Consider the following 22929-nt stretch of genomic DNA (forward strand, 5'->3'; position numbering starts at 1 on the left):
CCTGGTGTCCGTCGGTACGCAATTACCCTTCGATCGCCTGATCCGCGCGGTCGACGGGTGGGCGGTCGACCATGGTCGGTCCGATGTGATCGCGCAGGTCGGGCCGACCCGCTATCGCCCGGTCGCCCTGAAGAGCTTTGCGCACGTCGCCTACGACGTCTTCCGCGATCTGCAGAAGGAGTGTCGCGTGATGGTGTGTCATGCGGGCATGGGATCGATTATCACCGCGATGGAATTCGGCAAGCCGATCATCGTGATGCCGCGAAACCACAAGCTGGGCGAACATCGCAACGGCCACCAGTTCGCGACCTTGCGGCAATTTGGCGATCGCCCCGGCATCTACCCCGCGGACACGGAAGTCGAACTGCGCGCGCTACTCGAGCGGGTCGATGACCTGACTGCGTATCCGACGCTCAATACCATCGCCTCGGATGCGTTTGTCGAGCAATTGGCGGAGATCGTTCATCGGCCCGCCAAGACCTCCAAGATCCGACAACTACGGCATTTTCTCTCCGGCAAACGGGCCGGTGAGCCCGACAGACCCGGTCTCCGATAGATACCGCGATGCAACAAATTACCTTGATGCTTTATTATCGGCATGTTAGCCAAGAACTGACAGTGTAAATGGGGGTTTGCGTGAAAAATAGAGCGGCTTTTGTCTTGCTAGCCGCCTTTGCGCTTGCCGGATGTTCGAAATCCGGCCCGCCCCCTATTTCGAGCGGTGAACGCTATGCCGAGGGCGCAGCTAGCGACGACATCTACAAACTGGGCGCTGGCGACAAGATTCGCGTCATTGTTTACAATGAGCCGCAATTGAGCGGCGATTTCTCGGTCAGCAGCGACGGCGAGATCTCGTTGCCGCTGATCGGCAACGTGCAGGTCGCAGGCAAGCCGATCGAGCGCGTCACGCAGGAGGTGCAGGCGCGCCTGTCCGATGGCTATCTGCGCGACCCCCGCGTGAACATGGAAGTGGCGACGTACCGCCCGTTCTTCATCCTCGGCGAAGTCCGCTCGCCCGGCCAATATCCCTATCTGAGCGGGCTGACCGCTTTGAATGCGATCGCCACGGCACAGGGCTATACGCCCCGCGCGCGCAAGGCGACCGTCCGCATCCGTCGGTTCGGCGATCAATATGAGCAGGAATATGTCCTGACGCCCAACCTGCGGATCTATCCGGGCGACACGATCCGCCTGACCGAGCGGTTTTTCTGATACCGAGCACGATCCGGTCAGGCCGGTCGATACGCTATCGCTTGTTTTCGACGAGCCGGACCTGGGACGCGGACGATATGACGGGGGTACGCAGCATCACGCAGACGCGCGCCGCGTCGAGGCACCGGGCCGCGGCATTGTGGCTTCGGGGCACGCTGATCGCAGCGTCCGCGCTTACCCCCGCCGTTGCCGCCGCGCAGACCAGCAGCCTGTTGCTGCCGCCGGCGACAACCAGCGGTGACGACTATGATCGTGGTCACAATGTCGGTGTCGTCGAACGTGGGCGGCCCGAATATGACGCGCTGGGCGTCCGGCTCGGCAGTTTCATCGTAAACCCGCAGCTAAACACGTCGATCGGTTACAGCGACAACATCTTCAACGACAACACGAACAAGAAGTCCGACGTCTACACGTCGTTCGAACCGTATGTGAACGTCGCGTCCGACTGGTCGGTGCATCAGTTGCGGCTTACCGGCGCCGCGGACATCCGGCGTTTCGCCAAGCAGACCATCCGCAACCAGGATGCGTGGAACGTCCAGGGCAGCGGCCGCATCGACGTGACTCGCGACCTGACGGTGCGGCTCGACGCACAGGCAGACCGGACGTACGAGTCGCCGTTCTCCGCAGACGTCGTCGCGAATCTGATCGAGCCGTCGCGGTATCTGCGCACGTTCCTGGGAACACGGACGTCGTACGATTCTGGCCGGTCGCGCGTGATCGGGACGATCGATCGCACCTCGTACGAATTCAGTTCGGTGCGCTTTGCCGACGGGTTGATCCGTGACCAGCGGTATCGCGATCGCGTCACCTATGCCGGCACTGGCACCTATGAACTCGGTTTCAGCCCCAGCCTGTCGCTTTACGCGCGGCTCGAGGCCGACCGGAACAACTATGGTCTGGCGCAGGCGTTCGGCGCACCCAACCGCGATTCAAACGGCTATCGCGGCGTGTTCGGATCGAACTTCGATATCGCCGGCGTCGCGCGCGGCACCGTCGGCATCGGCTATAGTTATCGCAAGTTCGACGCGAGCCAGACGTATCGTACGACGAGCGGCCTGTCGGTCGAAGCACGGGCGGACTGGTTTCCCAGCGAACTGACTACGGTCGGTATTCTCCTGCAACGCCGGTTGATCGACGTCGACTTGTCCAACGCGGGTAGTTCCTGGGACAACCGGATTCGAGTCACGATCGATCACGAACTTCTGTACAATCTGATCGTCACGGTCGGCGGCGAAGTCAGCAAGCGCGAGTATCCGGAGCGGTCGAGTTCCACGCAAGTCTATCGCGCGGAAGTCGGCAGCCGCTACCAGATCACGCGATGGCTCGGTCTCGATGCGAACATCGGCTACGGGTCCAACAAACCGAGCGGCATTGGCCTCGGCAATCCTTTTGACGAGTTGCGTGCACGTTTCTCGATCCGTATCAGACGATAGGACGCAACCATGTCTCAACTGAAGAACAACGGCCTGTCCGCCAGATACTTAGGAAAATCCTGACATGAAGGTCGTGAACGCGGCAGAGCCCGAGACCCGGTTGAGCGACGTGATCCGCACGGTGCGCGACGTCATCCGCCGGCGCATCCTGATCCTCCTGGGCATCACGGCGGTGGTCGCCGCGATCGGCATCATCCTGACGCTGCGGATCACGCCGGTCTATCAGGGCGTGACCCGCATCCAGATCGATCCGAGCCGCAACCCGCTGGCGCGCACCGCCAACGATGCGCAGGCGCAGCTCGCCAGTGAGGCGATCGAGACCGAGGTGTCGGTGATCCGCTCGCTCGACCTGGCGCGCGTCGTCGTCAAGCGGCTCAACCTGCTCAACGATCCGGAATTCGGTGGTGGCCCGCCCCCCGAAGGCAAGCCTGCGTTGTCGCCGGCGGCCAAGCTCGATGTCGTCGCGCGGTCGGTCAACAGCCACCTCGACGTCGCGCGCGATCGCCTGACCTATATCATGGCGATCCGCTTCAATTCGGAATCCGCCGACAAGGCCGCACGCATCGCCAATGCGTTCGCGACCGGCTATCTCGATACCAAGGTCGGCAACAAGATCGGTACCGCCGAGCGCCAGACGGCGTGGTACCAGAAGCGCATGGATGAACTCGCGGCCGACATCCGCGTCGCCGACGAGCGCGTCGCGCAGTACCAGGCGCAGGCCGGCATCGTCCGCGGTGCCTCGAACCAGACCGGGACGATCGTCGATCAACAGGTTGCGCCGCTGTCATTACAGCTAGCGTCGGCCGAATCCTTTGCCGCCGAAGCGCGTTCGAAGGAGCAGTCGGCTAAACAGCAGGTCCGCCGCGGGGCGCTCGACTCGATTTCCGATGTTCGCCAGTCGGCGACCATTCAGGATCTGCGGAGCAAGCGTGCATCCTTGTCGCAGACGCTCGAAGACGTCCGTGGCCGCTACGGCGAACGTCACCCCGATTTCATCAAGGTTCGCGATCAGGTTGCGGGGATCGACGCCGAACTGAGCAAGGAAATGGGTCGGGTCGTGCGCTCGCTCGATGCCGATGCAGGCGCCGCCGACGCACGGGCGGCCAGCCTGCGCCAATCGATGACCCAGCTCGAACAGAAGCAGGCCGGCAACGCTCGCGCATCGGTCATCGCGGCCAGTCTCCAGCGTGATGCCGACGGCAAGCACGACGCGTACGAGAAAATCTCGCAGATGGCGCTCGAATCGCGTCAGGCTGCGCAGAACTCGATCGCGCAGGCGCAGATCATCGACAATGCCGAGCCGCCACAGTCGCCCAGCTGGCCGAACCGCCCGCTGCTGTTCCTGTTGTCGCTCATCGCCGGGTTCGGCGTCGGCATCGCGGTCATCGTGACGCAGGAAATGCTGGTCACCGGCATGCGCAGCATCGACGAAGTCGAAAGCGAGCTGGGCGTGCCGTTGATCGCGGCGATCCCGAATATCCGGCAGGATCACCCTGCCGATATCGTGGTCGACAAGCCGACGTCGCAATATTCCGAGGCGTTGCGCAATGCCCGCGCCTCGCTGCTCGGCGTCCGCGGCCAGCCTCGGCCAAAGATCATCGCGCTTACCTCGGCGCTGCCGGGCGAAGGCAAGACCACCACCGCGCTGGCCCTCGCGCGCGTGATGGCGATGAACGGGGACAAGACGATCATCGTCGATGCCGACGTCCGCCGCGCGCAGTTGCGGATGATCACGCAGACCAAGGCCGATGGCGTCGGCCTGGTTGAACTGCTTCACGGCGACGTGACGCTCGACGAGGCGATCGAGCCGAGCGGGTTGCAGAATCTCGACCAGATCATCATCCACAAGCCATTCTTCTCGTCCGAGAATCTGTTCGGCAACGACCTGATGCCGAAGATCCTCGAGCAGCTGTCCGAGCGCTACGACACGATCATCCTCGATCTGCCACCGCTCGTCGGTCTGGCGGATGGTCGCTTCCTCGCGGCTCTGGCCGATGCGGTCGCGCTCGTGATCCGCTGGAACAACACGCCGAAGCACGCCGTCACGTCGGCCGCCGCATGGCTGAAGTCGGATGGCGCCAACTTGGTCGGCTCGATGTTCACGATGGTCGACACGAGCTCGCAGGCAGTCGGTTCGTATTATTACTATTCGAAGCAATATTCGGAATATTACCAGGAAGCATGATGGCGTCGCGCCGTTGGTGAAGGCGATTGCCTGACTTCACCAACGGCGTTCGAGCACGGAGCTACCACCGCTAAAGGTGGACCATCGGTGCGCTGCCGATAGGTTTGGCGAGACAGACGCTGACGCAGCGTTCACGACCGCGACAGGCAGGTCCGATCGCATTCCAGCGAACAGTCTAAATTCGCCTCTCACGAACTCTCTCGCAGTCCCGCGCTGCAAAGTGAGGAAGACCGTGGGCCGCGCGGCTTACCGAGCTCAGTCGTGATACGCCGCTAGTCTACCATCGCCTTGCAAACGCTCAACTTATCGCGAACCGGCCAACCTCTGAACGCCGCCAAACTGGCAAAACGACGCGCATATCGGGCAAGCCCGGCGCGTGGTTCCCGACGTATAAGCCGCACGTCTCGACTAAAATCGATTGTCGTGCGCCGCTGGCGTGGGATGGAAGATGCGATCCACGTTCGGAGAGGTGAGTATATGCGTTCCAATCTTCCTAAATTTACCACGGTCGCGCTGATTCTGGTCGGCGCCACGGGCCTTGGCGGTTGCGCCACGAAGGGCTTCGTCCGGGAGCAGATCGCTACCGTGAACACCCGCATCGACGGCATGGACGGGCGTCTGCGCACCGTCGAGGGCACGTCCGGCCAGGCATTGGCACAGGCTCAGGCTGCTGCCGGTCAGGCGCAGCAGAACGGTCAGCGGATCGACCAGATCAACGGTCGCGTCGATGGCATGGAGCAGCAGATGCAACAGCGGCAGCGCAAGCCACGCGGCTAAGCGCAGCATCGCGCACTCGGGTTGCCTGAAGGGACAAGTCTGCTGAACAGGACCGCCGCCGTAGACGGGCCGTGCCGTATCGCCTCGCGTACGGGCATAGCCGCGGCACTCATGATCGCAGTGCTTGCAGCGCAACCGGGTTTCGCCACGGCCCCCGCGTCGCACGCGACCGACCGCAAGGCCGTGTCGCACACGCGCGACCGCAAGGTCGTGGCGAAACCACGCCCGAAAGCCGTTCCGGCCGAGGACGTGACCGAAGATCCGGAACCCATGCGATCGGAAGCGGCCAGCCGCATGATCGCATGGGTGACGGCCGCCCACGACAATGGGCCGCTGCCCTATGTCGTCATCGACAAGCCGACGGCGACTTTGTTCCTGTTCAATGCCAAGGGCGACTACCAGGGACAGACCCCTGTCCTGCTCGGCGTCGGCATGGGCGATGATTCGACGCCCGGCGTGGGCGCGAAGAACCTCGCGGAGATCGGCCCGGCCGAACGGACGACGCCCGCGGGCAGGTTCGTCGCGAAATTCGGCAAGGCGCTGGGGCGCCAGCGAGTCCTCTGGGTGGATTATACGAATTCGGTGGCACTGCATGCGGTGATCACCACGCACAAGTCGGAGCATCGCGTCGAACGGCTGCTGTCTCCGACGCCGGACGACAACCGGATCAGCTTCGGGTGCATCAACGTCGGCACCAGTTTCTATACGAAGAAGCTTCGCCCGCTACTTCAGCGAAAAGGCGGCGTGGTCTATATCCTGCCCGATACCAAGTCGCTCGACGAGGTGTTCCCACGCGTGCGCCTGCTGCCGTATCTGAATAGCGTGGCGAGCGAGTAGGTGTATCCCGGCATGGCCATCGTGGCTTTGCCAATACGCTGGAACAGTGGCGGATCCCGGTCCGGGCGACGTCGAGAGGGACGAAGACGATGATATTGGCGCTTGCCCTGCTTGCTGCCGCGGCAGACCGACCGGTCGTCGTGAGCGCGCTCACCACCGATCAGCTCGTCGAACAGTGTCGCGGCAAGGACAACGACCCCGCGCCGACATTCTGCGCCGGCTATATCCTGGCGGCGTTCGACACGCTGTCGCTGGCCCGCCAGATTTGCCCGTCGCCGACGCGCTCCTCCAACATCGAGGTCATGGCGACTGCGCGCAAATATCTGCGGACGCGGGGCAAGAAGGCGACTGGCGCACCGTCGTTCGTGGTGCGCGACGCGCTGCAGCGCGCGTTCCCGTGCAAACGAAAGTAGCGCCGGCTACGATCTCGGACTGACACTAGGCGGGGAGCGTCAGTCCGCCTGAACCGCTCCCGCGCCCGCGGAGCTATCGCTTAGCGAACCGATGAGCATTGCCGATCCGCCAACGGGCGATAGGCGGCAGGTTTGCACGGAGCAGGCTCGCCCCATATCCAGCTCGAGCCGACATAACCGAGATATACCCGGCCAAAGACGTCGGGATCGGCGCCGACCACGCTGACCTGATCGAGCGTACCGACCGGGAAGTCCGTGAGCTGCTGCCAGCTCGCGGCGTCGTCGACCGAGCGCCAGATCCCGTATTCACCAGCGACCCGCCCCGACAGGAACAGCGTCGGATAGGTCTTGCCCTTGGCCGCCTTGCCGAACGCGATGTCGTCGACGCGGGTAACGCCGGTGACGGTTTGCCAGGTCTTGCCGCCGTCGATGCTGCGACGCAGGCCGGTGTCGCTGGTGTGCTCGAAGGCGGAGGTGAAGAACAGGTTGCCGGGATGGCCGGGCACCGAACGGAGCTTTGCCGCGAGTTCGCTCGACGGTGCGAGTTCGCCGTCGAAGACCTTGTCCCAGCCGACGCCGCCGTCGGTCGTTCGCCACAGGCCCTGAAGACCGGCGTTCGCGCCACCGCCGCTATGATAGAGGTAGAAGGTGCCGGGGACGGCCTTGTCCGCGGTCAGCGTCTTGCGCTGCATCCACTGCGCCTGGAACGATCCGGGGGTATCGCCGCTCGCGCCGGGCAGGCGGACCGGGGTCCAGCTGCGGCCGCCATCCTTGGTGTAATAGGGCTGGCGGTTGAACGCGGGTGCCCAGATGATGTTCTGCGGATCGCCGGACGAGACCGCGATCGTCCCGAACGACATCCGCCAGGGATCGTCGTCCTTGGTGCCGGGCGGCGTCGGCAGCGTCGGGAACTTGCCCCATTTGCGGCCGCCGTCTGTGCTGGTGCCCGCCATCACCGCATTGCCGTCCTCCGAACAGCAGCCCATCCGAGCATCGGACGCGTTGCTGACGACGAAGCCGGGCTTGGCCGGCGTCCAGTCGAGCTGCGGGACAGTCATCAAGGCACGCTCGCCGGGGCCGAACGTGGTCGAATAGGCGTTGAGATCGTCCTTCACGTGGATACCGAAATCCCAGCCCGCGAAGATCGGCGAGCCCCCGGACGGCTGGATGACGTCGTTGGCGACGAGTTCCTCGATCCCGCGAGTCTGGCTGACCCAGTCGAGCGCCCCCGTTCCGGGCGGCACGTCGGCATGGAACACGCCCATGCCCGCCGCGACCCAGACCCGGTTCGGCACCGCGGGATCGAACATCATGTCCGCGGTCGTGAAGAACGGCGCGTTGGCGACGCGCAGCCAGGGGGGATCGCCCTCCCCGGCCTTCGCGCTGTGCGATACGCTGTTCCAGGTCGCGCCGCCGTCTGTGCTGGCATAGCCCTGCCCGCCGCGATCGACGACGATGACCTGGTCGGCACGCGGATTGGCGACGACCGCGGCGTATTCGCGCACGGTCAGGCCGAGGTCTGCGGTGAGATCGCGCCAGCGTCCGTCGCGGTACGACCAGATCGACTTGGTCAGATCATCGACGCCGAAGAACGTGCCGCGACGATCGAACGTACCGCGCTGGAGCGTCATTGGCTGCGACCCGACCGCCGGAAGGGGGCGGAACGTCGCACCCGCATCGCTCGACACGAACATGCCCGCACCCGACGCGAGCGCGAACAGCCGCCCGGTCGGCTTGCCGCCGGCGGGTCGTTCGAACCACAGCATCGTGCCGGGTGTCTGCGCGCCGGCATCGGGCTTGCGATCCTTGCTGACCGGGACCGAGCCGACATGGGACCACTGTGCGCCGCCATCGGTCGAGCGCCACAGCCCGGTCGCCGGGGTACCGAGCAGGACGATGTCCGGATTGGTCGGATCGACCGCCATGAACGGGCCGTGCAGCCGGAACTCGCTGTTCGCGTCCCACACCATCGGGAACGGATTGCCGGCGTTGGGCTGGACCCAGTGCCTGCCGGTATCGTCGGAGCGGTAGACCCGGCCCTGCAGCGCCATGTAGAGGCGTTGCGCGCGCGAGGGGGCGACGACGATCTCGTACGCACCCGCGGCGGCGCCGTTCTGCGTGCGGATGCTGTCGGGCATCGACGCCGCTGTGACGAGCTGGCTCCAGCGGTTCGCCGACGCGTCCCAGATATACGCGCCATAGACGTCGGTGCGCGCGACGAAGGTCTTGCCCGACGCATCGCTCGACAGGCCGGAGATCATGCCGCCGCCGCCGATCGCGACGTGCTTCCACTGATAGGCCTCGGATGCGACCGGGCCACCGGCCTGCGACAAAGCGCGCGGCGCGGCATGCGCCTGGTGGTCGCCCCCGAACCAGAAGGCGGCGATCCCGGCGGCGAGTGCGAGCAGCATCACGACGCCCAGGATCCACGGCCAGCGACGGCGGCGGGGCTGGACGAAATCCTCGTAGCGGACGGTGCGGCGTACATGTGGTTCCATCGAACTCCCTGCCGATCCCGGCCCCGCGCGAGGGCTGTCAATCATGCGTTCTGGTTGCCAGATAGTAGATCGCGACCGGACTTGTCACGAGATAGCGCCAGCCGAGCCGCACCGGTTCGCGCGCGGCACGGTAGAGCCACTCCAGCCCGGTCGCCTGCATCCATGCCGGCGCGCGCGATACGCCGCCGCCATAATGATCGAACAGCCCGCCACAGGTCCGGATCCACGCGACCCCGCCGAGCAGATGGCGGTTGTCGAGCGCGAACCGCTCCTGCGCGGGGCTGCCCATGCCGATCCACAATACGTCGGCGCCGGACGCGCGGACCTTCGCGCAAATGTCCGGGATCGCGTCCGCCGAGAAGAACCCGTGGCGCGTGCCGACGACCTTGAGGCCGGGGAAGCGACTGCGGAGATGTTGCGCGGCGCGGGCCGCGACACCCGGTCGCGAGCCGAGGAAGAAGAAGCGGATGTCATCGCGCGCGGCGATGGTCGCCGCGTCGAGCAGGAAGTCGGTGGTGGCGATGCGCTCCTCGAGCGGCTCGCGGCACAACAGCCGGCTGGCGAACACCAGCGGCATGCCGTCCGCATCGACGATATCCGCGCCATCGATCAGCCGTCGATACTCTTCGTCGCGGTTATACGCGGCGATGACGCTGCCATTGGCCGAGGTGACGATGCGCGGTTCCGCCAGCGTCCCAGCCCGCGCGCGCGCCGTATCGGCGAGCATCAACGCCGCGAGTTCGTCGCGCCGCAGCCGGGCGATCTTCATGCCGCCGATCGTCGCGGTCCGCACGAGGCCTTCATCGACAGCGGACGCATCGACGGCATTTGGCGCAATACTGTGATGATCGCGTTCGAACAGCGGCTCGTCTCCCGTCCAGATCTTACAAGACCGCAAACGTCTGACCTGTATTGAGGATGCTATGCGCGAGCCCACCAAGGCATGGCAAGCCCGAGACCGTAATTGTGGACGTTACGGTGCCAGTCGATAGACGTCGTATACTTCATCGCCCGATGCGGTCCGCAGTGTCGCGAGCTTGGTGGTCGCCGCGCGGAACTTGGCGATGTCGTCCGGATCGAGGACCAGCGGCCCGAACGTGCCGCGATCGATGACCGTGCGCTGCCTGATATCGTCGAACGACGCGGAGAGCAGGATCACGACCGGCCTGTGCGTGGCCGTGGTGAGGCGCTTTGCGGTGGCGAGCAGGCGACCCGGGCTCATCGGCGCGGTCTCGGCCAGCGTCATCGGCACGAGCGACGTGAACCGATCGCGGCGCACCGACCAGGTCGGGTTCGCGCCGTAATAGGCGATGCTCTCGATCAGGAAGTCCGGATCGGCGATCACGACCGACCGGGACAGGCCTTCGGTCGCGAGCAGATCGACGAGCGCTTTCGCCTCGCCCTGCGGCTGCGCCTTCGCCGCCTGGACGACAGCGCGCACGGTCGCGGGAAGCTGCGTGGCGAGCAAGGCGAGGAAGGCGATCCGTCCGATCCGCTCTGCGCGACGGGCGAATACCGTGTCGTACCAGCCGCCAAACCCCTTCGCCGTCAGCCAGTGGAGCACGACGACGAACACGATCAGCAACGCATCGTGGCGATAGTGGCCCGGGTAGACGAACACGAACAGCAGTTGCAGCCCAGCCAGCGCTGCGATCGCGGCGACCAAGGCGGCAGGGCGACGCGCAAAGGCGGCGACGCTGCCGGTAACGAGCACCGCCGCCAAGATCGTGATCGGCAGGCTGGCGTTGAAATTGCCGAAGATCCGCTGGAACTCGACGCCGGGTATGAGGTGCAGCAGCGTCTGACCGAAACTCTGGTGCACGGCGGCGGGTGCGTCCTCGACCGACGGATAGACCGATACGAACGCGAGCAACGCCCCTACTGCGGCGACGATCATCGCGGTAAGCCATTGCCGCTTCGCCCGGCTCCAGCCCCTTCCCTCCTGCACGATCAGGTCGCCGAGCCAGAAGATACCGAACGCTCCGGTCAGCACGACCGCATGGACGTTGGCATTGCACAGCAGGAACAACAGGCCGCCGAGGATCAGCGGGTGAGCCCGGCCGCGCTCCCGAACTCCCGGATAGGCCCAGGCGACGAGCAACAGCAGCAGCATCGCGAGCCCGTAGTTCCGCGCCATCACGACATAATCGAACGTCGCGAACCCGCCGAACAGCGTCAGGATCATCACCGGCAGGGACAGGCGGGCGACAAATGCCAGGATCGCCGCGGCAACGATGCCGATCGCCAGCGCAAGGCCCGGTAAGACGAGTTTCGTCTCCAACAGGTCGGTGCCGAACCGCAGGAGCACATGCCAGAGCAGCGGATGCCCGTAACCGCGCGCCGCCGCCGGCATGTCGAGGATCGACGCCCCTTGCGTCGCAAGGCTGAGCGCGCGGACCTCGTCGCGCCACATCACATGATGCGCGACCAGAAACACCACGAGCGCGAGCCATGCGACGAAGATCAGGAGGCGTAGCGGCCAATGGCGTGCCGGCGGTCGCGCGGCGCCATCTTCAGCGGGAAACAGCCCGTCCACCAGTTCCCACAACCGCGCCGAACCGATCGCGCGGGCCATCAGCGGCGCGACAGCCGGGCCGGCCTCCGCAACAACCGCGTCATCCTCACACGCAGCGCGTGATGTGCGCCAGGGCTCGCATCGGACTCGCGATAGGTGATCGCGATCGCGATCAACAGGAACACTTCGACGAGCGACGCGGTGTTCAGCAACGTGGATTCAGCCAGATTATGCCCGGCGCAGAAGATGATGATCGCCACCAGCAGCGATCGCCGCGGCTTGCCGATCGACTGGCTGAGCAACAGCCGCAGCAACGGCCAGACGATCATCATGACGATCGCCAACAACAGGCCGGGCAGGCCGATCGTGACGAGCAGGTCGAGGAAGCCGTTATGCCCATGCGCGGCATACACCGCGACCCAACCACTGGTCAGCGTCCAGATCGGACTGTCCGGGCCGATCTGCCAGAACGAACTGAAGCCGGCGCCGGTCCAGAGATGCTCGCGCGAATATTCGAACAACAGCGGCCAGATCGCGCCGCGGCCGGTCAAGGCTCCGGGATCGTTGACGAAATCGCTCAACGCCGTGAGGTTTACGAACAGGATCTGCAACGCCAGCCCGACGACCATCGCAAGGCAAATCCCGACGGCGAAGCGATGACTGGCGTCATAGGGCCGGATCGCAAAACCCATCGCCAGCGCGAGGACGAGCGACAATTCCGACGTGCTCGAATGCGTGTAATACAGGAAGATCGTCGCCGCCGCGATCACCAGCGCAGAAACGATCCGCGGAAACTGCCGGTTGTCGAACGTGAAGAAGAGCACGGTGAACGCACATGCCGCCCCCGCGACGTTCTTATGCGGGATGATCCCGCGCCAGTCGCCGACCACCGACGACTCCTCGCCGAACACTTCCGAATGGATGCCGTAGGGCGTCAGGAACACCATCAAATAATTGACGATCAGCACCGCGATCAACACGTAGCGAATGAGCTTCAGTGCGCGTTCGGTACCGAGATCGTTGATCTGCCGGAACGTCACCCAGACGACGAGCGCGGTCAGCGAAATACGCCGGAACGAGATGAACGGCGCGATCGCCCAGGTCACCGAGAAGAAGCAATAGGCGAGCAACACCGCAAGTCCGAGGGGGATGCAGAACAGCTGACGCTTGCTCGGCATGCCGCTGCCCGCGAGCAGCATCACGAAGATGACGACGTGCAGCACCTGGTTGGCCGCGTCGCCTTGGCCGATCGCCCCGGAAAACGCCCATTCCTGGAACGCCGACGTGCCGACCAGCACCAGCGCGAGGAACACCACGAAACAGGCATTGGCGATGGCGTAGCGCCGACGCGTACGCAGGCGCGTCGCGCGTTGCTGGGGCGTGATCGGCCCCGATGCGGGTCGTCGCGCTACGTTGATCGCCGTCGCCATGACCTGTTCCTATCGCGCCGGTGCCGCGGGAGCCAGTACCGCCTCGTACCGATCCAGCATTCGCGCGTTCGACGCCTCGCCGCCCAGCCGTGCGGCAAGATCCGCCCAGTGCGACCGGCGTGCGGGATCGTCCTGCAATCCCCGGAGCGCGGTCGCCAGCGCCGCCGGATCCTCGAGCGGCACGACGATCCCACACCGCGTTCCGTCGCGTGCGGTAATACCCTCGACCTGTACCGGCACGTCCGACACGACCAGCGGCAGGCCTAGCCGCGCGGCCTCGATCAGGGCGAGGCTGTGCCCCTCGTAGCGGCTGACCTGGACGAAGACGTCGGCGGACGCAGCCTTGGCGAGTGCGGCGTCGCGCGGGATCAGGCCGGCGAACGTCACGCGGTCACCGAGGTCGAGGTCCGCGACGAGCGTGCGCAACGCCGCCTCGTCCTCGCCGCCGCCGACGATCTGCAGATCCGCGCCCGGCACTTCGGCCATGGCGCGGATCAGCATCGGATAGTTCTTCTGGTAGGACAGCCGGCCCAGCGCGACGACGCGCAACCGGTCGCCCGCCGCCTTTGCCCGAGGCAAGGCATCGAGGACCCGTTCGACCCGCTCCGACAGCGCGTTGTGGATCGTGAGCGTCCGCGCGCGATAGGTGGCAGGCTTGTGCGCCAGCGTCGCGCCGACCGCGTCCGACACGCTGATGATCCCGGCGACACACGGCAAACTGCCGGTCCAGCCGTCGATCCGATCGAGCAGGCGGTTATGCGTGTCGGTCGGCGAGTGATGCGACAGGAACACGCGGGTGCGCACGCGCGCGATCGTCACCGCGAGCGGGAGCAGCACGTTGGCTGCAGGCATCGCCGACACGACCGCGGCGGGTCGCTCTCGGCGTAGGTAGCGGACCAGCGCCGCGAAGGTGCGGATCGCGCCGAGCACCGACTGCGGGCGGGCGTCGGCAATGTGGTGCCAGACCGCCATGTCGACGCCTTCGCGCTCCGCGTCGGCGGGCGGATAGAGGACGAAGCGCTTCACCGGATGGCCGCGTGCGATCAGTCCCTCGGCGATGTCGTCCCAGAGTTCGCGCAAGCCGCCGGCCGTCGAATGCGTCATCGTAAAATGGATAGCGCCGGTTCGAGCCGTCATGCCGGCCCGTCCAGTGCCGCGACGGTGTGCGCCGACAGCCAGGCGCGATCCTCGGCATCGTCGCGCACCCAGCGATCGATCATCTCGCCCCATTTGACCGGGTTCTGCATCCGGTGCCACGCTGCCGCCGACCCTTGCGACACCCGCGCATACAGCGCCGGATCGGTCATCAGCCGCGCGATCGCATCCGCCAACGCGCGTGGCTTGCCGGCGGCGAACACCAGCGCGCTCTCGCCGTCCTCCAGATGCCCGTCGAACATCGGATGATCCGACGCGATCACCGGCGTGCGCGAGGCGAGCCCCTCGAACAGCGTCAGCGGCAGGCCTTCGGGGAAATTGTGACGGCTGGGTACGATCACCGCATCGGCCTCCTGCATCATCGCCGGGATCGCACCGTTCGGGACGAGCCCAAGGAACCGGACACGATCGGCAACGCCGAGGCGTGTCGCCAGCGCCGCGAACTTATCCGTTGCGCCTAAGCCCGCTACATCGAGCCGGACGTCGAGGCGGTCCTTCAGCAACGCTACCGCGCGAACCAGGTCGCCGACGCCCTTCTTCGCGCTGATCGAGCCGACGAACAGGAGCGTGAAGGGCGGTCCCGACGCCCGCGCCTTGCAGGCCTGCGTCTCGGGCGTGCGATCGTGGGGGAAATCCCATGCGAGCACCTTGTCCGCGCGCAAACCGATCCCGACCAGCGCCCGCGCGGCATTGGCGCCGTGATTGGCGACCAGCGTCACGCGGCGATCGTTGAGCAGCTTCGGCAGCCGCCGGAACCGGACCCAGCGATAATAGGGATTGGCGAACGAATCGGCCATGATCACGCCCAGCCGGACATCGTGCTCCAGTCCCCAGCGGATCAAATGCAGCATCGGCCCGAACACGATCAGGTGGGTCGGCGCGAACCGCTCGATCAACGCCAGCACCGGTACGGGATCCTGGTCCGGGTTGGTATCGGCGCCGATCACCGTCACGCCGCTGTCGAGCGTCTCCCAATAAGACGGCGCGAGCGAACACAGGAACCCGACCGCCTCGTGCTTTGCCTGCCACGCGGCGAGCTGGTCGAGCACATAGCCGTGCCCGTAATAGGTCTCGCCCCCGGTGGCGCGGCGCAGGCGGTCGGCCTCGCGGTAGTCGCCGGCATAATGGACGATCAGCAGGCGAGTCATCCGATCCTCCCAAGGCCCGCGAGCGGCGTGCCGAACCCGAGCTGCCAGCGGACCGCGAGCATCACCGCGAACACCGCGCAGGCCGCGCCGATCGCCAGCGCGTCCTGCCGCCAGAAGCTCATCCGCACGCGGTGCAGGCCGACCGCGATATAGCCATATTGCAGCAGCTCGGTGACCGCGACCGCGACGACCGCGCCGGGAAAGCCCGCGAGCCGGTGACCGGTCGGCAGCAATATGGCGAGCGTCGCCAGCCGCATCATGTTGGCGACGCTCGCATAGAAGGGCCGCCCCGCGCTCAGCAGCAACGCCTCGTTGAGGTTCGACAGCACCGCGAACACCGCGCCGCCGAGCAGCACCGACAGCATCCAGCTCGCCGCCTGGTAACGCGGATCGTAGATCACCAGGATCAGGCCGTCCGCTACCGACGCCGCCAACGCCAGCGCCGCGCAGACGCCGAGCGTGAACACCGCGCGCGAGCCGGCGATCGCCGCCATCTGCCCCGCCCGGTCGGTTTCGGAAACGCTGGCAAGCGCGGGGAAGATGATCTGATAGCTCATCCGCCGCGCGAGCGTGGTCGGCAGCTCGGCGATCGCGCGCGCGATGCCGTAGATGCCGAGCAGCGCGAGCGGCGCGACCCGGCCGAGATACAGCCGATCGAGATTGGTCGCGGCGTACATCACCAGCGACGTGATCGCGATCCACTTGCCGAAATGAATGATCCGCCGGACGATTTCGCGGTCGAAGCGGAGGCGCTGGCCGGGATCGGGCAGCAGGTAGCTCAGCGCCGAGCGGATCGCGACCGCTAGGACGAGGCCGATGACCGGTGCCCACACCGAGCGCAGCCACGCCGCCAGCGCGACCTGCACCGCGAACGCCAGCGCCTCGCACGACAGTTCGAACAGGTTGCGGCGGCGGACCTCCATCTGCTTGACCAGTACGAAGATCGCGGTCGAGTGCGCGCCACCGATCATCGGCGACAGCGCCGCGACCAGGAAGATGCGGACGTCGATGCCGTAGGCGTGGGCGAGGAACGGCGCGGCGATCAGGAAGACCAGGCTCAACAGCACGCCGCGCAGCAGTTGCAGCGTCCACGCGGTGTCGCGAAACTGGCGGTCGAGCCCGTCGCGGTGGTGGATGATGTTCTGCTCGATCCCGACATCGGTCAGCAATTCGACGCCGAGCCGGATCGCGTTGACGACCACCATCACGCCCAGGATCTCCGGCGCGAGCAGATAGGCGAGGACGATGTTGAGCCCGAACTTCAGCCCGGCGGACACGACGAAGGTGCCCGCGGTCCAGACGAACTTGCCGAGATAACCGGACGCGGTGCTCATCGCCCCGGCGCGGACAGGTCGCGCGCGCGAACCGGCGCATCGGCGGGGCGGCGCGCGCGCATGAGGCCCTGGAGCATGCCGATCGCGATCACGTTCCACGTCACCAGCGAGTAGATCCCGACCCGCAGGCTCCGCCGGCGCATCGTCAGGAACACGACCGGCAGCAGCACGACCGCGAGCAAGGCGATCCCCTGCCCCATCGCGAGCGCGACGAGCATCGCCAGCCACCAGCCATAGACGATCACGCTGTAGCGCAACTGGGCGAACCCACGCAGGACCTGCGACCAGTGCGGGCGGCCCCAGGCGGCGCGGATCACTTCGCCCGGACCGCCGGCATAGCCGGTGCGCAACCGTCGCCACATCAGCTGGTAGCCGCCGGTCGCATGGCCGTGATGCTCGACCGCGGGCACGTCGATCCGCGCCAGCCGCCAGCCATCCGCGCGCAACCTGGCGCCGAGTTCATATTCCTCGAACGCGTGGAGGTTGCGGTCGGCGAAATGCCCGACGCGCTGCACCGCGGCGACGCGGTACAGCCCGCCGCAATCGAGCCGGTCGACATCGCCCGCCACCGCGCTCCCCTTCACGCGATCGTTGCGCGCGCGCAGTTCGAACTCGATGCTGTCGGTGTTGACCTCGCGCACGCGGCCTCCGACCGCGGCGTGGCGGGGGTTCGCCTCGAGGAAGGCGATGCCTGCTTCGAGGAAGCTGGAGTCGAGCACCATGTCGCCGTCGAGCAAGTAGAAATAGTCGACGCCGGGGGTCTCGGACGCAGCCTGGAATGCGAGTTGTGCCCCCGTGCCGCAGGACCGCTCGGCAGGATCAGCGAGCTGCGCAATCCGCGTGCCCGGATACGCCTGCGCCAGCTTTATCGTCTCATCGGACGATCCGCTGTCGGCAAGCACGACCAGCCCGCCACCGACCCGATCGAGCGCGGCGCGCGCGCTGCCGATCGCGGCGTCGATATGCGCCGCCTCGTTCAGCGCCTTGATCCCGACTGCGACCGTCACTCTGCCCCCGTATCCCCACGCGAGCGATAGCGTGCCAGATACGCCGACGCCATCGCCTCCGGACTGAAGCTACGCGCGAGGCCTGCGCCGTAGCGTGCCGCGGTGACGCGCGCGGTCGCCGGATCGTCGATCACCTTCGCCAGTTGCGCGCCAATCCCCGCGACGTCGTCAACTGCGGCCTTGAACGGATAGTCGGCCGGGATCGCCTCATCGAGGCCTGGAGCGTCGGTGGTCACCAGTGCGATGCGCGCCATCAGCACCTCGAGTGGGAGCAGCGCGAACCCTTCGAACCGTGACGGCAGCAGCACCGCATCATACTCCTGCAGGCGTTCGGACAGGCGCTCGATCGGCGCGGTCATCCGGACATCCCAGCCCTCCAGGCCCTCCGCTAATCCTTGCGCCACCGAGTCTCGCATCGCGCCGGAGCCGGCGATCGTCACCACGACGTCGCGGCGTATCGTGCGGGCATGGGCCTCGCGGAGGATGGCAGGCAAAATATCGGCGCCCTTCTGGTGAACGAGGCGTCCCGCGAACAACAGGCGTACCAGGCCCTCTTCCCGCACGATCGGAAGAGCCGCCGGTGGCGACACGCCGTTGTAGATGACGTCGGCGAGCGGTCGGCGCCCGCGCGTGACGATCGCCGCGTCAGCGTTGGCGGCGTTACGCGACACCGCCACCGCGTCGCCCTTGGCGAGGCGTTGCGTCACCCATCGGCCGATGCTGCCCCAAGCGATCCACAACTCGCTGTTGTGGACGGTGCGCAGCAACGGCGTGCGGCGGACGCGCCGCGAGATCAGGCCCGCGACCGCCAGCGTCAGTTCCGGGATCTCGGTATGGACATGGATCAGGTCGGGTCGCTGCTCGGCTACCGCGCGGGCGAGCGACCGCGCCGCGAAGACCACGCCGCCCGACTTGAACCCGCGCTCGGTGCCGAACCGGAACGGCACGTGCCAACGCTCCAGCCGCTCGGCCATATCCTGCCCGACCTTGCTCAGCGGCGACTGGCGCAGCACCGCGAACAGCGAGAACTCGACCCGGTCGCGCAAGGCATTGATCAACCCCAGCGCGACGTTCTCGGCGCCGCCCATGTCGAGATGCGTGATGACGTGCATCACCCGAAGGCGCCGTGCATCTGCCGCTTGCGAAGGCTCGTCGTTCGTACCCGTCACCAGATGATCCGCCCCCCGCCGCCGTCTGCGCGTAGCAACGCCCGGCAGGCGCGTCCATGCCGGCCCTAGCAGCATGCCGCCACCCGCTATAGACCGACGGCGCAAGTGGGGGCGTCGGTACAGGTGAGCGAGAGCATAGCGACAGGGTCGGCCGCGCACGCAGGCACGCGAACGTCGGCATCGCAGGACGGACGCGCGCTCCGCTATCGGCCGGATATCGACGGGCTGCGGGCGCTTGCGATCCTGCCGATCCTGCTCCTGCATTGCGGCGTGACGAAGTTGCGGGGCGGTTTCGTCGGGGTCGACATCTTCTTCGTGATCTCTGGGTTCCTGATCACCGCGATCATGGTGCGCGATATCGCCGAGGAGCGCTTCTCGATCGCGCGCTTCTATCGACACCGGATCGTCCGCATCCTGCCGGCGCTGCTCGTGATGATGACGGTCACGCTGGCGCTCGGCTGCGTGCTCCTGCTGCCCAACCAGTTGCGCGATCTCGGGCGGAGCGCGGCGGCGACCAGCGTGTTTGGGTCGAACGTCTATTTCTACCTGACCTCGGACTATTTTGCGGCGGCATCGGACGCAAAGCCGCTCGTCCATACCTGGTCGCTGGCGGTGGAGGAGCAATTCTATCTGCTCTACCCAGTGTTGCTGTGGTCGCTCCGGGGGCTATCGCGCCAACGTCTCGCGCAAGTGATCGCCGGCCTCGCACTCGCCTCGTTCGCGATCGGCGGATGGCTGGCGACGACCTACCCTTCCGCCGCGTTCTTCCTGCTGCCCGCGCGAATCTGGGAATTGTCGCTTGGCGCGCTGGTCGCGCTCGGCGCCGTACCGACGATCGCGAACCGCTCGATCCGCGCGGCCCTGTGCATCCTCGCCATCGCAGTGATCGCCGCGAGTTGCATCGCGATCAGCAGCGGATGGCCGTTTCCCGTGCCCTTCGCGCTGCCCCCCGCGATCGCGGCCGCGGTGCTGCTGGCGTACGGCGGCGAGGGTCCGACGGCACGACTGCTCGGTGCGTGGCCACTGCGGACGGTCGGACTGATCTCCTATTCGGCGTATCTCTGGCATCGCCCGATCATCGCCTTCTACCAGATCCGCCACGGCTCGACGCTCGCGCCGGTCGAGACTTTCGGACTGCTCTGCGCGTCGCTTGGCGCGGCATGGCTGAGCTTTGCACTGATCGAGCGTCCGGCGAGCCGGCGTTGGCGCAGCGGATCAGGGCTTGTTCCGCACGCCGTCGCGGTCGTGCTGCTCGCAGCGATGGCTATCACCGGACTGACGATCGCCGCCAAGGCCGACGACATCCGCCCGCTCTCGCCGCGCCAGGCGATGGCCGCCAGCTATCTCGGCTGGGACTCGACGGACGCGGGCAAACGGCAGTTCAGTACGGATCGCTGCTTCGTCTTGCCGACCGGCCGCGGCTTCTCGCCCGATTGCCTGCGTCTATCGGCGACCAAGCCCAACATCGCGCTGTTCGGCGACAGCCATGGCGCGCATTTCTCGCAAGCGCTGCACACGCTGCTGCCGGGCGCGAACATCGTGCAGGTGACCGCAGCGGGGTGTCGGCCGTTGCTGCATGGGAAGGGCCTGCCGACCTGTCGCACGACCATGGATGCCGCGTTCGGCACACTGAATTTCAAGCGGATCGACACGGTCGTGCTGTCCGCACGGTGGCTAGACTTCGAGCAGCCAGCGTTGCTCGATACGATCCGCTGGCTGCGGGCGCGTGGCACGCGCGTTCTGGTGATCGGGCCCTCGGTCGAATATGACGCGGACCTGCCTACCTTGATCGTGCGATCGGACGCGGACGGCGACTCGACGCTCGCGGATGGGTTTCGCCTATCCGACCGTATCGCGCTCGATCGCGCGATGGCGGGGCCGGTCCGCGCAGCGGGCGCCGATTACGCCTCGGCGATCGACACCGAATGCACCGGCACGACCTGCCGCCTGACCACCGCTGACGGCACGCCGCTACACTTCGATCATTCGCACTTCACGCCGGCCGGCGCACAGGCTGCGCTGGCGGCGATCCTCGCACGTCACCCGGTCATTCGCCGGCGGTAAGCACCGGGCGATGCTTGCGCTTGCGACGGCGGAGTTCGCGCATCACGTCGTCGCCCGCCTGCTTGACCGGTGCGGTCCGCTTGTCGTCCATCGTGCAATAATGCGCGAGCGCGACCGCGAAGAAGAAGATCGTGCTGACGATGCCGTCGCGCTCGAACAGGCCGCTCTCGGTGATGTTGTGGCCGATGCAGAACATTAGCATCGCCGAGATCAGCGCGCCTCGCCCCTTCGCGACGTCCGCGCTCGCGAGCAGCCTTCCCAACGGCCATACCGCCATCGCGAAAACCATCAGCAACACGCCGGGAATACCGACCGTCACGAGCTGGTCGATATACCCCGAATGGCCGACGGTGATCTTGGTGACATAGCCATGGCCGTATTGGAACACCGGGCTGCTGCCCTCGATGTTCCAGAACGACCCGAAGCCTGCGCCGAGCAGGGGGTGATCGCCGGCATAGTTCAGCAGCGCCCCCCAGATCTGGCCGCGGCCGGTAAATGCCTTTGGCTGGAGGAAGTTGGACTGGACCATGTCGGCATAGGCGCTGGTCAGGAACCAGAAGACCGATCCGACGATCATCAGGATCGGGATGATGTAGCGACGCAGCCGGATGCTGACCGTCTCGAAGACAATGCCGCCGACGGAGGCGAGCACCACCATGCCACCCGACGTCTTCGACTGCGACTTGAACAGGAAATACCCGGCCACGACGATCGCGAAAATGCGGATCGTCGGTCGGATCCGCTTGGCATCGAACAGGAACATGATGATGCACAGCGCACACACTGCGCCGGCGAAGTTCTTGTGCCCGAGAAAGCCGCGCCAATTACCGATCAGCGCCATCGCCTGCTCTTCACCCTCAAGATGAATGCCTACCATCGGATCCAGCACGACTACGAGATACGAGATCAGGATCGCGGCGAGCAGCGAATAGCGAAGCAGGTCGACGTTCAGTTGATAGCCGCCGTGCCGGACGAGACTGAACACCATCCATGCGACCAGCGTCGTCAGGAATACACGGCGGAATGCGGTGCCCGGGTCTAGCGCCCAGGATACGCTGATCCAGCACCATGCGAGCGCCAGCAGCATCGGCCAGGTGAACGCGACTAGCGACTTCGGACTTGCCGAGGGACGGATCGCGAAGATCGTGCCGGCCAGGATCGCGAGATAGCCGATCTGTCGTACGGCGCTCCCGTCACCGCCATTGCCGCCCTCGACATTGGTCATGATCGGACCGAGCATCACCAGGGAAATCAGCGCGATGATCGCGATCCGCAGCGGCATCAGGCGATCGCCGACGCTTCTCAGCATCGGCGCGTCGTCGTCCGCACTGCCCTTGCCGAGCTTGGCGAGCCAGTCGCTGCCCGAATAGGCGTCCGCCTTCGACAGCGCCTTCGCGGTCCCGCCCATGCCGGTGGATCGGTTCGCGCGTTCGGATCGGTTCGCGCCGTCGGGACCTGAAAGCATGCGGAAACTCTCTCGATAGGATGCATCGCAGCTACGATGCGTGCCGAACAGGTTGCACGATAGCTATCGATGCGGCCGACGATACGCAGGCGACCGTCACGTGAGTTCTATCCGCCGCGACGACAGGCGTCCAGCCATCCGCGACCCGCGATATCTTCGCCGTGCTTGCTTTGTTCATGCTCGGAAACTCTAATTTAGAGCAATCGAAATGAACCGATCTTCATCCGTTCCCACTTCCAATGTCGATTTTTACAATTTAATGGGCTGAAAACGTCTTTGGATGGTTG

18 protein-coding genes are annotated in these 22929 nt (G+C 66.0%); 8 read left to right on the top strand and 10 right to left on the bottom strand.

From position 1 onward, the window contains the following. The first annotated feature begins 4 nt into the window (after positions 1 to 4). The 7 genes from ASE82_RS08660 to ASE82_RS08690 all read left to right on the top strand — a co-directional run bounded on the left by ASE82_RS08660 (position 5) and on the right by ASE82_RS08690 (position 6857). Positions 5 to 556: a glycosyltransferase gene (locus tag ASE82_RS08660; protein ID WP_235524625.1), complete on the top strand. Its 552-nt coding sequence runs from the start codon at positions 5 to 7 to the stop codon at positions 554 to 556. A gap of 104 nt (positions 557 to 660) precedes the next feature. Further along, positions 661 to 1212, top strand: coding sequence for a polysaccharide biosynthesis/export family protein (locus tag ASE82_RS08665; RefSeq protein WP_235524626.1), 552 nt, complete (start codon positions 661 to 663; stop codon positions 1210 to 1212). Between the two features lie 77 nt (positions 1213 to 1289). Continuing rightward, on the top strand, positions 1290 to 2645 hold the full coding sequence (locus ASE82_RS08670) for an outer membrane beta-barrel protein (RefSeq protein ID WP_156348823.1): 1356 nt from the start codon (positions 1290 to 1292) through the stop codon (positions 2643 to 2645). Positions 2646 to 2709: 64 nt separating this feature from the next. After that, a complete protein-coding gene (locus tag ASE82_RS08675) occupies positions 2710 to 4830 on the top strand; it encodes a GumC family protein (RefSeq protein ID WP_056061512.1) in 2121 nt (706 codons plus the stop codon). Between the two features lie 477 nt (positions 4831 to 5307). Next, positions 5308 to 5607, top strand: coding sequence for a hypothetical protein (locus tag ASE82_RS08680; protein ID WP_056061514.1), 300 nt, complete (start codon positions 5308 to 5310; stop codon positions 5605 to 5607). 111 nt (positions 5608 to 5718) lie between these two features. Beyond that, positions 5719 to 6444 carry a hypothetical protein gene (locus ASE82_RS08685; protein ID WP_056061517.1) on the top strand — a complete coding sequence of 242 codons (726 nt, stop codon included), beginning with the start codon at positions 5719 to 5721 and terminating at the stop codon, positions 6442 to 6444. A gap of 89 nt (positions 6445 to 6533) precedes the next feature. After that, positions 6534 to 6857: a Rap1a/Tai family immunity protein gene (locus ASE82_RS08690; RefSeq protein WP_056061521.1), complete on the top strand. Its 324-nt coding sequence runs from the start codon at positions 6534 to 6536 to the stop codon at positions 6855 to 6857. Between the two features lie 80 nt (positions 6858 to 6937). On the opposite strand, the gene ASE82_RS08695 is transcribed toward ASE82_RS08690, so the two are convergent. From ASE82_RS08695 to ASE82_RS19390, 9 genes are all read right to left on the bottom strand, one after another. After that, entirely contained in the window at positions 6938 to 9355 is a 2418-nt protein-coding gene (locus ASE82_RS08695; RefSeq protein ID WP_082441382.1) for a WD40/YVTN/BNR-like repeat-containing protein, read from the bottom strand. 37 nt (positions 9356 to 9392) lie between these two features. Beyond that, positions 9393 to 10253 (bottom strand): WecB/TagA/CpsF family glycosyltransferase, encoded by an 861-nt coding sequence (locus ASE82_RS08700; RefSeq protein WP_235524627.1) that lies wholly within the window; start codon positions 10251 to 10253, stop codon positions 9393 to 9395. 75 nt (positions 10254 to 10328) lie between these two features. After that, complete coding sequence (locus tag ASE82_RS08705; RefSeq protein ID WP_056061523.1) at positions 10329 to 11930, bottom strand: hypothetical protein; 1602 nt, start codon at positions 11928 to 11930, stop codon at positions 10329 to 10331. Beyond that, positions 11930 to 13300, bottom strand: coding sequence for an O-antigen ligase family protein (locus ASE82_RS08710; RefSeq protein WP_056061525.1), 1371 nt, complete (start codon positions 13298 to 13300; stop codon positions 11930 to 11932). The genes ASE82_RS08705 and ASE82_RS08710 overlap by 1 nt, the downstream gene beginning before the upstream one ends. A gap of 9 nt (positions 13301 to 13309) precedes the next feature. Next, entirely contained in the window at positions 13310 to 14404 is a 1095-nt protein-coding gene (locus tag ASE82_RS08715; RefSeq protein WP_056061529.1) for a glycosyltransferase, read from the bottom strand. Positions 14405 to 14433: 29 nt separating this feature from the next. Beyond that, a complete protein-coding gene (locus tag ASE82_RS08720; protein ID WP_056061532.1) occupies positions 14434 to 15603 on the bottom strand; it encodes a glycosyltransferase family 4 protein in 1170 nt (389 codons plus the stop codon). Further along, positions 15600 to 16937: an oligosaccharide flippase family protein gene (locus ASE82_RS08725; RefSeq protein WP_056061535.1), complete on the bottom strand. Its 1338-nt coding sequence runs from the start codon at positions 16935 to 16937 to the stop codon at positions 15600 to 15602. The genes ASE82_RS08720 and ASE82_RS08725 overlap by 4 nt, the downstream gene beginning before the upstream one ends. Then, positions 16934 to 17944 (bottom strand): glycosyltransferase, encoded by a 1011-nt coding sequence (locus ASE82_RS08730; protein WP_056061539.1) that lies wholly within the window; start codon positions 17942 to 17944, stop codon positions 16934 to 16936. The genes ASE82_RS08725 and ASE82_RS08730 overlap by 4 nt, the downstream gene beginning before the upstream one ends. Continuing rightward, positions 17941 to 19113, bottom strand: a complete 1173-nt coding sequence (locus ASE82_RS19390) for a glycosyltransferase family 4 protein (protein WP_056061542.1) — start codon at positions 19111 to 19113, stop codon at positions 17941 to 17943. The genes ASE82_RS08730 and ASE82_RS19390 overlap by 4 nt, the downstream gene beginning before the upstream one ends. Positions 19114 to 19236: 123 nt before the next feature. On the opposite strand from ASE82_RS19390, the gene ASE82_RS08740 reads away from it, so the two are divergent. Then, a complete protein-coding gene (locus ASE82_RS08740; RefSeq protein WP_056061545.1) occupies positions 19237 to 21177 on the top strand; it encodes an acyltransferase family protein in 1941 nt (646 codons plus the stop codon). Here the strand turns inward: ASE82_RS08740 and ASE82_RS08745 are convergent. After that, positions 21161 to 22642 carry an O-antigen ligase family protein gene (locus tag ASE82_RS08745; protein ID WP_056061549.1) on the bottom strand — a complete coding sequence of 494 codons (1482 nt, stop codon included), beginning with the start codon at positions 22640 to 22642 and terminating at the stop codon, positions 21161 to 21163. The two genes, ASE82_RS08740 and ASE82_RS08745, sit on opposite strands and share 17 nt — an antisense overlap. Positions 22643 to 22929: the final 287 nt, after the last annotated feature.

Source organism: Sphingomonas sp. Leaf230 (assembly GCF_001421745.1).
Taxonomy (GTDB): domain Bacteria; phylum Pseudomonadota; class Alphaproteobacteria; order Sphingomonadales; family Sphingomonadaceae; genus Sphingomonas.

Excerpts from the sequence above, each read along its gene's own strand:
- ASE82_RS08670 (WP_156348823.1), top strand. The coding sequence starts at position 1,290 with ATGACGGGGGTACGCAGCATCACGCAGACGCGCGCCGCGTCGAGGCAC.
- ASE82_RS08675 (WP_056061512.1), top strand. The coding sequence starts at position 2,710 with ATGAAGGTCGTGAACGCGGCAGAGCCCGAGACCCGGTTGAGCGACGTG.
- ASE82_RS08680 (WP_056061514.1), top strand. The coding sequence starts at position 5,308 with ATGCGTTCCAATCTTCCTAAATTTACCACGGTCGCGCTGATTCTGGTC.
- ASE82_RS08685 (WP_056061517.1), top strand. The coding sequence starts at position 5,719 with ATGATCGCAGTGCTTGCAGCGCAACCGGGTTTCGCCACGGCCCCCGCG.
- ASE82_RS08690 (WP_056061521.1), top strand. The coding sequence starts at position 6,534 with ATGATATTGGCGCTTGCCCTGCTTGCTGCCGCGGCAGACCGACCGGTC.
- ASE82_RS08695 (WP_082441382.1), bottom strand. The coding sequence starts at position 9,355 with ATGGAACCACATGTACGCCGCACCGTCCGCTACGAGGATTTCGTCCAG.
- ASE82_RS08705 (WP_056061523.1), bottom strand. The coding sequence starts at position 11,930 with ATGGCCCGCGCGATCGGTTCGGCGCGGTTGTGGGAACTGGTGGACGGG.
- ASE82_RS08710 (WP_056061525.1), bottom strand. The coding sequence starts at position 13,300 with ATGGCGACGGCGATCAACGTAGCGCGACGACCCGCATCGGGGCCGATC.
- ASE82_RS08715 (WP_056061529.1), bottom strand. The coding sequence starts at position 14,404 with ATGACGCATTCGACGGCCGGCGGCTTGCGCGAACTCTGGGACGACATC.
- ASE82_RS08720 (WP_056061532.1), bottom strand. The coding sequence starts at position 15,603 with ATGACTCGCCTGCTGATCGTCCATTATGCCGGCGACTACCGCGAGGCC.
- ASE82_RS08725 (WP_056061535.1), bottom strand. The coding sequence starts at position 16,937 with ATGAGCACCGCGTCCGGTTATCTCGGCAAGTTCGTCTGGACCGCGGGC.
- ASE82_RS08745 (WP_056061549.1), bottom strand. The coding sequence starts at position 22,642 with ATGCTTTCAGGTCCCGACGGCGCGAACCGATCCGAACGCGCGAACCGA.